Source organism: Massilia sp. TWR1-2-2, assembly GCF_049897565.1.
Taxonomy (GTDB): domain Bacteria; phylum Pseudomonadota; class Gammaproteobacteria; order Burkholderiales; family Burkholderiaceae_D; genus JAFCUW01.
In genome coordinates, this window is record NZ_JAFCWM010000010.1 from 56,850 (window position 1) to 67,814 (window position 10,965).

General features: G+C 64.6%; 13 protein-coding genes. 7 read left to right on the forward strand and 6 right to left on the reverse strand.

All coding sequences use genetic code 11. From position 1 onward, the window contains the following. Positions 1-47 precede the first annotated feature (47 nt). Together ACP7DD_RS11440 and ACP7DD_RS11445 are read left to right on the forward strand one after the other, a co-directional pair. On the forward strand, positions 48-827 hold the full coding sequence (locus tag ACP7DD_RS11440) for an ABC transporter ATP-binding protein (protein ID WP_426174926.1): 780 nt from the start codon (positions 48-50) through the stop codon (positions 825-827). Beyond that, positions 827-2,023, forward strand: a complete 1,197-nt coding sequence (locus ACP7DD_RS11445) for an ABC transporter permease (RefSeq protein WP_426174927.1) — start codon at positions 827-829, stop codon at positions 2,021-2,023. The genes ACP7DD_RS11440 and ACP7DD_RS11445 overlap by 1 nt, the downstream gene beginning before the upstream one ends. Before the next feature lie 89 nt (positions 2,024-2,112). On the opposite strand, the gene ACP7DD_RS11450 is transcribed toward ACP7DD_RS11445, so the two are convergent. The 4 genes from ACP7DD_RS11450 to ACP7DD_RS11465 all read right to left on the reverse strand — a co-directional run bounded on the left by ACP7DD_RS11450 (position 2,113) and on the right by ACP7DD_RS11465 (position 6,021). Continuing rightward, the gene (locus tag ACP7DD_RS11450) at positions 2,113-3,348 is read right to left on the reverse strand and encodes a polyhydroxyalkanoate depolymerase (protein WP_426174928.1); all 1,236 of its coding nucleotides are present in this window, start codon (positions 3,346-3,348) and stop codon (positions 2,113-2,115) included. Positions 3,349-3,737: 389 nt separating this feature from the next. Then, on the reverse strand, positions 3,738-4,061 hold the full coding sequence (gene fdxA, locus ACP7DD_RS11455; protein WP_426174929.1) for a ferredoxin FdxA: 324 nt from the start codon (positions 4,059-4,061) through the stop codon (positions 3,738-3,740). A 189-nt stretch (positions 4,062-4,250) separates the two neighbouring features. Then, positions 4,251-4,538, reverse strand: a complete 288-nt coding sequence (locus ACP7DD_RS11460) for a protealysin inhibitor emfourin (RefSeq protein WP_426174930.1) — start codon at positions 4,536-4,538, stop codon at positions 4,251-4,253. Positions 4,539-4,542: 4 nt separating this feature from the next. Beyond that, positions 4,543-6,021 carry a hypothetical protein gene (locus ACP7DD_RS11465; protein ID WP_426174931.1) on the reverse strand — a complete coding sequence of 493 codons (1,479 nt, stop codon included), beginning with the start codon at positions 6,019-6,021 and terminating at the stop codon, positions 4,543-4,545. A 140-nt stretch (positions 6,022-6,161) separates the two neighbouring features. On the opposite strand from ACP7DD_RS11465, the gene ACP7DD_RS11470 reads away from it, so the two are divergent. Beyond that, a complete protein-coding gene (locus ACP7DD_RS11470; protein ID WP_426174932.1) occupies positions 6,162-6,437 on the forward strand; it encodes a polyhydroxyalkanoic acid system family protein in 276 nt (91 codons plus the stop codon). Positions 6,438-6,519: 82 nt separating this feature from the next. Here the strand turns inward: ACP7DD_RS11470 and ACP7DD_RS11475 are convergent, their stop codons facing one another. Further along, the gene (locus ACP7DD_RS11475; protein WP_426174933.1) at positions 6,520-6,777 is read right to left on the reverse strand and encodes an acyl-CoA-binding protein; all 258 of its coding nucleotides are present in this window, start codon (positions 6,775-6,777) and stop codon (positions 6,520-6,522) included. Positions 6,778-6,807: 30 nt separating this feature from the next. After that, positions 6,808-7,164: an FKBP-type peptidyl-prolyl cis-trans isomerase gene (locus ACP7DD_RS11480; RefSeq protein ID WP_426174934.1), complete on the reverse strand. Its 357-nt coding sequence runs from the start codon at positions 7,162-7,164 to the stop codon at positions 6,808-6,810. 175 nt (positions 7,165-7,339) lie between these two features. Here ACP7DD_RS11480 and ACP7DD_RS11485 point away from each other — a divergent pair, with 175 nt between their 5' ends. From ACP7DD_RS11485 to ACP7DD_RS11500, 4 genes are read left to right on the forward strand one after another with little or no spacing between them, the layout of a single operon-like run. Further along, the gene (locus ACP7DD_RS11485) at positions 7,340-8,311 is read left to right on the forward strand and encodes a cytochrome D1 domain-containing protein (protein ID WP_426174935.1); all 972 of its coding nucleotides are present in this window, start codon (positions 7,340-7,342) and stop codon (positions 8,309-8,311) included. Next, entirely contained in the window at positions 8,311-9,081 is a 771-nt protein-coding gene (locus tag ACP7DD_RS11490) for a polysaccharide deacetylase family protein (protein ID WP_426174936.1), read from the forward strand. Before ACP7DD_RS11485 ends, ACP7DD_RS11490 begins: the two co-directional genes overlap by 1 nt. Continuing rightward, positions 9,078-10,070, forward strand: coding sequence for a sterol desaturase family protein (locus tag ACP7DD_RS11495; RefSeq protein WP_426174937.1), 993 nt, complete (start codon positions 9,078-9,080; stop codon positions 10,068-10,070). Before ACP7DD_RS11490 ends, ACP7DD_RS11495 begins: the two co-directional genes overlap by 4 nt. Further along, positions 10,070-10,906 carry an EI24 domain-containing protein gene (locus ACP7DD_RS11500; RefSeq protein ID WP_426174938.1) on the forward strand — a complete coding sequence of 279 codons (837 nt, stop codon included), beginning with the start codon at positions 10,070-10,072 and terminating at the stop codon, positions 10,904-10,906. The genes ACP7DD_RS11495 and ACP7DD_RS11500 overlap by 1 nt, the downstream gene beginning before the upstream one ends. Positions 10,907-10,965: the final 59 nt, after the last annotated feature.

A 10,965-nucleotide genomic window follows, 5' to 3' on the forward strand; every position in this document is an offset into this window, starting at 1 on the left:
TTCTCTGGGCTATAATTAAATTCCGTTATTGCGATGGTGAAAACCCGATGATCGAAGTCAAAAACCTGTTCAAGCGCTTCCGCCAAGCGAACAAATCGGACCTGTCCAAGCGCCGCGATGCGCGCGAAGGCGATGGCTATTTCCAGGCCGTGCGCGACGTCAGTTTTCATTGCGCCCCCGGCGAAGTGCTGGGCCTGTTGGGCCCGAACGGCGCCGGCAAGACCACCACCTTGCGCCTGCTTGCCACCGCGCTCAAGCCCGACCAGGGCACGGCGTTCGTCAACGGCGTCGACATCGTCGCCGAACCGATGCAGGCGCGCCGGCAGATCGGCTTCCTGTCCGGTACCACCGGCTTGTACGGCCGCCTGACCGGGCGCGAAAACGTCGAATATTTCGGCCGCCTGCACGGCATCGACGAAGCGCGCCTGCAGCGCCGCTGCGACGAGCTGTTCGAGCAATTGCAGCTGCACGATTTTGCCCACAAGCGCACCGACGAGATGTCGACCGGCATGAAGCAGAAGTGCTCGATCGCGCGCGCCGTGGTGCACGATCCGAAGGTCATCATTCTCGATGAACCGACCAGCGGGCTCGACGTCATGGCGGCGAAGGTGCTGCTCGACTTCATGGCCGACTGCAAGCGGCGCCGGGTTCCGCTGATCTTTTCGACCCACCATCTGCACGAAGTCGACAAGCTGTGCGACCGCGTCTGCGTCATCAATGGCGGCACGACGGTGTTCAACGATACGACGGCCGCGTTCCGCCAGCTCGGCGGCGGCGATATTTTCGATGCTTTCATCGGCGTCATCAACGAAAGGAGTGCCGCCTGATGTGGATCGTCTACCTGAAGGAACTGCGCTCGCTGCTGCGCGACCGCAAGACGCTGATCTTCACGATCCTGATTCCGATTGTCGCGTTGCCGCTGATCGGCTTTGGCATGTCGCAGGTGATGAGCAAGCTGAGCGAAAAGGCGCGCACCGAGCAAATCAAGTACGCCATCTTCGGTGCGCAGAACGCACCGGCGCTGGCCGAGCTGTTCGCCAAGGATGCCGGCTACCGCGAAGTGAAGCTCGACAGCGCCGGCGACATCCGCGGCGCGATCGGCGACGACCGCATCAAGCTGGCGCTGAACGTGCCGGCGCAGTTCGCCGGCGCCATCGGCGCCAGCCAGCAGGCGGCCATCGAGCTGCACTTCAACAGCGCCGACGCCGGCGAAATCACCCGCAAGCGCGTCACCGCGGTGGTCGAACAATACAACGCGACCTTGCGCGACAAGGCGCTGTCGCACTTCAAGCTGACGGCGCCGCAGCTCGCCTTCGTGCTCAATCCTGTCACCATCGATGTGCGTTCGACGGCCGACCAGCGCGAGCGCATCGGCGCTCTGGTGGGCGGCATGCTGCCTTACCTGTTGATCTTCGTGTGCCTGATGGCGGGGATGTACCCGGCGATCGACATTGGCGCCGGCGAGAAGGAAGCCGGCACGCTCGAGACGCTGCTGCTGGCGCCGGTGTCGCGCTCGCAACTGGTGATGGGCAAGTTCCTGGTGTTGTTCACGGTGGCGCTGGCGGCGTCGCTGCTGATGGTGAGCAGCCTGGGATTGCTGCTGCGCTTTTACCCGGGGCGGCTCGATCCGGCGCTGGCGGCGGTGGTGGCGGCGATCAGTATCGGCGACCTCGGCATGATCGCGCTGATGCTGGTGCCGACGGCGGCGATGTTTGCCGCGATCCTGTTGTCGATGTCGATTTACGCCAAGAGCTACAAGGAAGCAGCCGGCATGATGCAGCCGATGATGATCATCGCGATCATGCCGATGATGGTGGCGATGATTCCTGGTGTGGAGCTGACGTGGTTATGGTCGGCGGTCCCGCTGACCAACATCGCGCTGGCGATGAAGGAGATCGTCAAGGGGACGATGGATTATCCGAAGTTCCTGATGATCCTGTTTTCCAGCACTCTGCTGGCGGGCATCTTGCTGGCCTTTTGCCGCCGCTGGTTCAGCCGCGAGGAGGTGCTGTTCCGCGACTGATCGGGCACGCGGCGACGCCATTGCAGAGTCGCCGATGAAAAACGCCTCGCTGGGATGAGCAGCGAGGCGTTTTTTTAGGGCTTGACGAATCAGCCGTGCTTCTTGATGAACTCGCCAATCTTCGGGCAGATCGTCTCGCGCCAGCGGCGGCCCGAGAAAATGCCGTAGTGGCCGGCGCCAGGCGCGACGTAATCCTGCTGCATGTTGGCCGGAATGCCGCTGCACAGCTCGTGCGCCGCCTGGGTCTGGCCGGCGCCGGAGATGTCGTCGAGCTCGCCCTCTACCGTAAACAGCGCCACCGTCGTGATGTCTTGCGGACGCACCAGCTGGCCGCCGACTTCCCACGTGCCCTTCGGCAGGCGGTGTTCCTGGAACACGGTCTTGATCGTGTCGAGGTAGTACTCGGCCGGCATGTCGAGCACCGCGTTGTACTCGTTGTAAAACTGGCGGTGGCTCTCGGCCGGCTCGTCGTCGCCCAGCACCAGGTGCTGGTAGAACTCGCGATGGCTCTGCGCGTGGCGGCCAGGATTCATCGCGATGAAGCCGGCGTGTTGCAAAAAGCCCGGATAGACCCGGCGGCCGAAACCGGGGTAGTTGCCCGGCACCGCATAGATGACCGTGTTTTCAAACCACGAGAACGGTTTTTCGACCGCCAGGTCGTTGACCGCCGTCGGCGACTTGCTCGGGTCGATCGGGCCGCCCATCATCGTCATCGTCTTCGGCAGCTGCGGATCCTTCGCCGTGGCCATCAGCGAAATGGCGGCCAGCACCGGCACCGTCGGCTGGCACACGGAAATGACGTGCAGATCCGGCGCCAGCATGCGGAAGAAGTCCTGCACGTAGTAAATGTAGTTGTCGAGGTGGAACGGGCCTTCCGACGTCGGCACCATGCGCGCATCGGTCCAGTCGGTGATGTAGACGTCATGCTCCGGCAGCAAGCCACGCACAGTGTCGCGCAGCAAGGTCGAGTGGTGGCCGGACAATGGCGCAACCAACAACACTTTCGGCTGAGCCAGCTTGGCGATTTGCTTGTCGCTGAGATCTTTCTTGAAGTGCAGCAGGCGGCAGAACGGGCGCGCGATGACGGTGCGCTCCATGATGCCTACCGTTTCGCCGGCGACAAGGGTGCTGCCGATGTCGAAAGCCGGCTTCTCGTAATCCTTGCCGAGGCGGTACATCAGCTCGTATCCCGCGGCGATGCGCTGGGAAAACGGCGTGTGCGAGAAGGGCGAGACCGGGTTCGAAAACAGTTTCGACGATGCTTCCGCCCATTGCATCATGGGGGTCAGGAACGAGCGTTGCATCTCGTGCAATTGGTAGAGCATAAAAGTTCCTTCGTGAGCTACTTGGCCGCCGCTAATGCGGCGGTCCGTGAATTAATTATAGGCTATACCAGTCACCGTACTGCAATTTGCGGTTCTAATTAGCAATTGCGTAATGCTTATCGAAGACGTCCGGTAGTTTTTCCCCATGCACGCTTTGTATCACGCCAGGCGACGCCTCGTCGGTGAAGCGCCCAACATATAGACAAAAAACGCCCGGCCGCGCGCGTTTTTTCGCGACGGAAACCGAACGTGATCAGTGCAACATCGGGTGGCGGGGAGCCGGGCCGAGCCGTGCTGGCGCCGGGACTGGGATGGCCGGTACGTTGCCGGTGCGGGCCGGCAGCGCGGGATACTGTGGATCAAACACCGCCGCGTGGCGGCCGGGCAGGCTAGCGGATCAGCTGGTCCAGTTTGTCCTTGACGTCTTTCCACTTGTCCGCGTCCGGCAGGGCCGGCTTGGTCTTGGTGATCGACGGCCAGGCGCGCGCCAGGTCAACGTTAATCTTGATGAAAGGAACCTGATCGGCCGGCACGTCTTCTTCCGCGAAGATCGCGTTAACCGGGCACTCCGCCACGCAGACCGCGCAATCGATGCACTCGTCCGGATCGATCGTCAGAAAATTGTGGCCTTCCCGGAAACAATCTACCGGGCATACATCGACGCAATCGGTGTATCGACAGCTGATGCATGATTCGGTGACAACGTGGGTCATAACAGTCCTATCAATGAAGTGTTGCTGCGTGGCGCGAGAGTCCGCCAACCTTGGCAAAGCACTGTATTTTAAGGCAATTCTCCTATTCCCACAAATGCGAGTCATACACAATCCGCATAAGCATATGTAAGGTCTGGCAGGTCTGGCGTCTGAGCCCATCGGGTCAGCCCCGGCGGTGGCTGCCGGCTGTCACGCCAGAGTGCGCAATTGCGACAGCAGCGACTGCCACGGCGCCGAGCCGGCGCTGCCGTCCTCGGCGAAGCGGACGGTGTGCTCGCGCGCGCCGTCGGCGACCGTGATGGCCCAGCGGCCAATGTCGGCGCCGACCGGCTGCGGCGGCGCGGCCGCGAAGAAATCGAGGTCGTGCAGCAGCGCTTCGAGCGCCGCCCCCTGCTCGAGCGCGGCGGTGTCGAGCTCGTAGTGTTCGGCGCGGCCGCTGAGACCGCCGCCGCCCGTTGCCGTGATCTTCATGGTCATGATACTAACGCAGCCTGGCCGACAGGGGCAGCGCGGATGCCGTGTCGTCCGGCACGACGGCAGGCGCGGGCGCGCCGTTGCGGCCGTGCTCGGCGCACCAGCGCGCCAGCGCCTGCGACTCGGCCTCGAGCACATGTTCGATGTTGTAGTATTCGGCCAGGTTCATCGTGCCGCAGCAGGCGCGCCGGTCCTGCACCGCGCCGGGCGGGTCCTGCACGCCGGGCCGGCATTCGAGCGGATCGCGCTCGTGCTCGGGCAGCGGCGCCAGCGCCTCGAGCACCTGGCGCAAGGTGAAGCGGTGGCGGATGCTGTCGCGGTAGGCGACCGGCTTGCCGTCTTCGGCCGTCAGGCGCAGCATCTGGTTGACCACGTCCGGATAGGTGGCGGCGACGTCGGGCGCGGCCACCAGCGCGCGCAGCAGCAGCGCGCGCAGGTAGCAGCCCACTTCGTGCAACACCAGCGCGTCGTCGCGCAGCGCCGGGTCGCGTTCGAGCGCGAACAGGTCGGCCAGGATGTCGTAGATGGCGCCGGTAAACACCTGCGACAGCGCGTGCACTTCGGTGCCGGCGTCGGCCAGGGTGAGGTCGTTGTCGGCGTTGCGCAGCCCGGTGGAGCCGCCCAGCGCCAGGCCGAACTGCTCGGCGATGTCGGCCAGGAAGGTCTTGTCGTGCAGCCGCGCCTTGGTCTGGGCGATGACCGCCTCGCACTGGTCGAGCTGCGACAGCGCCAGGAAGATCGCCGTCAGGTCGCCGAACGCCTCGTGCAGGCCGCCCGTCTGCGGCGGGTTGTCGGCGCCGAGCCAGTCGGGCTTCAGGCCGTCGAGCACGGCGTGCGCCGTCTCGTGCGAGACGATGTCGAACGAGCGGCAGGTAAATACCCGCGCGTCCTGGCCGCTGGGGACGAAGTCGCCGAACTTCAGGCAGCATTGCGAGCGGCTGTAGAACGCGTTCATCACGTTCGGCAGGCCGTACGGGTAGACCTGCAGCGGCGCGGTGTCGACGCTGCTGTTCCATTGCCACGGCAGCGGCATGTCGGCGCCGGCGGCCGACAGCGCGCGCTGGTACATCGTCAGCGTCTGGCGCACCACGGCGAAGGTGTGGACGGCGTCGAACTGCGGCGTGTCGGGCATGGTGATGAAGTCGCCGAACGCGTTCGGGCTGACCGGCGCGATGCCGGGGTCGCCCGAGACGATGCGGGCGTCGCGCGGGCCGTCGAGCACGATTCCGGGCAGGAACGCCTTGCGGGTGCCGATTTCGCTCACCGACGGATCCTGCTTCCACATCAGCACGCGCGCACCGAAGGCGAACGGCAGCGGCACCGGCGGCGCCGGCTCGCCGTCGCCGCGCGGCTGGCCAGGCTCGTCGAGCAGCTGGGCCGCCTTGCGGTGCTGGCGGTAGGCGGCGCTGGGGGTGGGGACGTAGCTCACGGGCGCGCCGGGGCGCTCGGCCAGCGGGTCGTCGGCCAGGGTGTCGCGTGGGTTCATCTGCAGTTCTCCTTCGAAAGGCATGGTGTTTGCCGAAGAAAATAGTCGCGCCATGCGCGCCTGTCCTGTTTGATGCTCGTCAATAAGCGCCGCCGGTGCGATAAAATGCGCGCTACTCAGTAACGGACAGAAAGCATCGGATGGCGGAGATCAGCATCGTTCAGGCGCACAGCCTGAGCCAGGAACAGGCGCGCGCGGCGGCGCAACAGGTGGCCGACAAGCTGGCCAGCGACTATCAGTTGGCATGCAAGTGGGATGGCGATGTGCTGAGGTTCGGGCGCAGCGGCGTCGAGGGCGCGCTGACCTTGCAGGGACAGCGCGCCGAGATGGCGATCACGCTGGGGTTTCCGATGAGCGCGTTTTCGGCGGCCATCGAGGCGAAGGTCGCCGACAAGATGCGCAAGGTGTTCGCGTAGGGTTTCCGGTCTGACCCCATGAGGTGCGCGACAGCCAACTCAACCGGGGTCAGACCCTGAGAGAAAAATCGGGTCTGACCCCTTACTCGTCCTGGAGCTCTTCGATCAGGTCGATGTACTGCTGCATCGCGTCTTCCTTCGACGTGCCCTTGAAGCCGTCCCAGGCGTCGAACTTGGCGCGGCCGATCATGTCGGTAAAGCCAGGGCGCTCGCCGGTGGCGTCGCCGCTCGAGGCCTGCTTGTACAGTGCGTAGATCTTCAGCATCGTCATGTTGTCGGGACGCTCGGGCAGATTCTTCGAATCGGCCTGTGCCTGGACAAACTGCTCTTGCAAGCTCATATGAAAAACTCCTGTGGGCTGAAAAGGAACTTAAACTGCCAGCAGTTCGACGTCGAAAATCAGCGTTGCATTGCCGGGAATGACGCCGCCGGCGCCGCGCGGGCCATAACCGAGGCTCGACGGAATCGTCAGGCGGCGCGCGCCGCCGACCTTCATGCCCTGCACGCCTTCGTCCCACCCCTTGATGACCTGGCCGCCGCCGAGTGAAAATTCGAACGGGTCGTTGCGGTCCTTGCTCGAATCGAACTTGGCGCCGGCAGTGCCGTCGTCGTTGCGCAGCCAGCCGGTGTAGTGCACCGTCACGTGCTGGCCGGCTTTCGCCTCGGCGCCGTCGCCGACGATGGTGTCTTCGTACTGCAGTCCGGAATCGGTTGTAATTGTAGGCATGATGTTTCTTTCTTGATCAGGGAATGTTGGAGGATTGTAGTCCATGACGTGTCAAAGCGCTATTCGCGCCCGCGTCAGCGGTGTTGCGGCGCCTGCGGAGAATTGACGCGCAAGGCCTACCGACACAGCGTTTCCGACGTAGAATATCCATATTCTCCCTCACCTGAAAACTTCCATGCTGCGCAGTGTTCACCGGCTCGTCTTGTCCGTCCTTTGCCTCGCATCGATCGCCGGCGCCGCCAGCGCGAATGTCGTCGTCGTCCTCAATTCGCGCGATGCCACCGTCAAGCTGCTGAACCCGCAGACCTATGCCGAGCTGTCGACCTTCCCGGTCGGCAAAGAGCCGCACCACCTGATGTCGACGCCGGACAACAAGTCCGTCATCGTCGCCAGCTCGGTCGGCAACGAACTGATCTTCCTCGACCCGGTCAGCGGCCAGGTGCAGCGCCGCGTCAAGGACGTGCTCGATCCGTACCAGATCGGCTTCTCGCCCGACCAGAAATGGTTCGTCAGCGCCTCGCTGCGGCTCGACCGCGTCGACATCTACAAGTACGACGCCGCCGGCATGACCTTGACGCGCCGCGTCCCGCTCGGCAAGCTGCCGAGCCACATGGCCTTCAACAAGGCCAGCGACACCGTCTTCATCACGCGCCAGGGCAGCGACCAGGTCAGCGCGATGGACCTGGCCAGCGGCGCCGTCAAGTGGACGGTCCCGGTCGGCAAGCTGCCGGCCGGCATCGCCATGACGCCGGACGACAAGTACCTGCTGGTTGGCATCATGGGCGCCGATTACGTCGAAGTGATCGACTGGCGCACGCAGAAGACGGTCAAGCGCATCAAGGCCGGCGACGGCACCCACAACTTCCGTTCGCTGGGCGACAAGCGCCACACGTTCGTGTCGAACCGGGTGTCGAACACGATCAACATCATCGACCAGGTCACGCTGGAAAACGTCGGCACCATCAACGTGCCGGGCGGGCCTGACTGCATGGAGCTGACGAAGGACGGCAAGACGCTGTGGGTGACGCTGCGCTGGATCAAAAAAGTGGCCGTCATCGACGTGGCCAGCCGCAAGGTCATCAAGATGATCCCGGTGGGCCGCTCGCCGCACGGCGTGTTCTTTGCCGACGCCGCGCCGCGCATGTGATGAAGCGCTGCAAGCAGCTGACCGCCTGCGCCTGGCTGCTGGCGGCCGCCATGCCGGCCGGTGCCGCCGACGCCTGCCGCGGCACCATTTACCTCACGTTCGACACTGGCAGCCAGTCGCAGGCCGACTACATCGCCACCACGCTGAACAAGCACCACGTCAAGGCGACGTTCTTCGTCGCCAATGAGAAAACCACGCGCGGCGACTGGTCGCTCGATCCGTCTTGGGCGCCGTACTGGAAGGCGCGCGTCGCCGAAGGCCACGCTTTCGGCAGCCACACGTTCGACCACGTTTACTTCAAGCACGACGACGCGGGCGGCGCCATCGCCGTCAAGCCGCAGTTCGGCGCCAGCGCCGGCAAGATGCTGTCGGTGACGCCCTCTGAATACTGCGCCGAGATCAAACGCGCCGGCCAGCGCTTCGAACAGTTGACCGGCAAGGCGCTCGACCCGATCTGGCGCGCGCCCGGCGGCAAGGTATCAAACCGCACGCTGGCGGCCGGCAAGGCCTGCGGCTACACGCACTTCGGCTGGGCGCCGGCCGGCTTTTCGGGCGACGAAACGTCCAGCGCGGCCTTCCCCAACAGCGTGCTGCTGCAGCGCGCGCTGGCGAACCTGAAGGACGGCGACATCTTCATGGCGCACCTGGGCATCTGGTCGCGCAAGGATCCGTGGGCGCCGGCCAACCTGGAGCCGCTGATTGCCGGCCTGCGCCAAAAAGGCATGTGCTTCGCTACCTTGCGCGACCATCCCGGCATGAAGAAGCCATGATCGAGTTTCTCGTCGACCTGTTTAGCGGCGCGCACGGCTGGCTGTTCCAGCACCTGGTCGAGCCGGCCGTGTTTTTCAGCGGCTTTGGCGAATTTACCGAAGAAGCATTCGAAGGCACCGAGTGGTTCCTGGTCGGCATGGTCGAACTGGCCGCGCTGTACCTGATCCTGCGTCCGCTTGAAGCGCTGTTGCCGGTGCACAAGTTCGGCAACCCGCGCGCGCGCCTGAACGACTTCGTCTACACGCTGATCCACCGCCTCGGCCTGTTTTCGATCGCCATCTTCTTCACGCTCGATCCGCTGATGGACCACGTCTCCGGACTGATGCGCCTGCAGGGCGTGCATCCGTTCAACCTCGAATCGCTGCTGCCGGCGATGCCGCCGCTGGCCAGCTTCCTGCTGTACCTGGTCGTGCTCGACTTCTTCGATTACTGGTACCACCGCGCCGAGCACCAGGTCGACTGGTGGTGGGGCCTGCACAGCCTGCACCACAGTCAGCGCGACATGAACCTGTGGAGCGACAACCGCAACCACCTGCTCGACGACCTGCTGCGCGACATCTACATGGCCGTCATCGCGCTGGCGGTTGGCGTCGCGCCCGGCCAGTACGTGCTGCTGGTGGCGGTGTCGCGCGCGGTGCAAAGCCTGCAGCACGCCAATGTGCGGATCCATTTCGGCCGGCTCGGCGAGCACTTGCTGGTGTCGCCGCGCTTTCATCGCCTGCACCACGCGATCGGGGTCGGCCACGAAGCGGTGCGCAGCCCGACGCGCGGCTGCAACTTCGCCGTATTGCTGCCGGTGTGGGATGTGCTGTTTCGCACCGCCCGCTTCGATCCGCAATTTGCCGAGACCGGCGTGCGCGACCAGCTCGAGCGCAAGGATGCCGACGGCAACCTGGTGCCCGGCCGCGACTACGGCCGCGGCTTCTGGCAGCAGCAGTGGCTGGGCCTGAAGCGGATGGTCGAATTCGGCCGCCGCGGCAGCGCCTGATGCGCGCCGTGCTGAACGCCTACGCTCGCGCGCTGTCCTCGCAGCTGAGCGGTAAGATGCTGCTGCTGTCGGCGCTGCCGTTCGCGCTGTCGGTGGCGCTGTGGGGCACGCTGCTGTACTTCGGCATGCAGCCGCTGATCGACTACGTGCAGGCGCTGTTCGAACAATACGGCGCCTACAAGGCCAGCGGCGGTTGGCTGACGTCGATGGGCCTCGGCGTGCTCAAGGCGGTGGTGGTGCCGCTGGTGGCGATGCTGTTGCTGCTGCCGCTGATGATTTTGACGTCGCTGCTGGTGATGGGCATCGTGGCGATGCCGGCGATCGGGCGCCACGTCAGCGCGCGCCAGTTTGCCGGCCTCGAGATGAAGCAGGGCGGCAGCACGCTCGGCAGCCTGGCCATCAACTTCGGTTCGGTGCTGCTGTTCGTGCCGCTGTGGCTGATGACGTTGCCGCTGTATTTTTTTGCGCCGCTGGCGCTGGCCGCGCAGGTGGCGCTGTGGGGCTGGCTGACGGCGCGCGTGATGAGCTACGACGCGCTGGCCGCCCACGCCAGTGCCGACGAGCGCCGTGCCATCATGGGCAAGCACCGCTGGCCGCTGCTGGCGATCGGCATGGTCTCGGGCGCCTTCGGCGCCTTGCCCGGCATCGTCTGGATCGGCGGCGCGCTCATTTCGGTGGTGCTGTTTCCGTTGCTGGCGATGCTGTCGATCTGGCTGTACCTGCTCATCTTCATCTTCACCGGCCTGTGGTTCCAGTACTACTGCCTGCAGGCCTTGCGCGAGCTGCGCGCGCTTGATGCGGGCGCCCAGCCTCCCGCCGATTTCGTGGCACACTGACCCATAGCAAATTGCAAACGCACGGCGGCATTTGCGGATGTTGTCGAAGTGCTTTTACT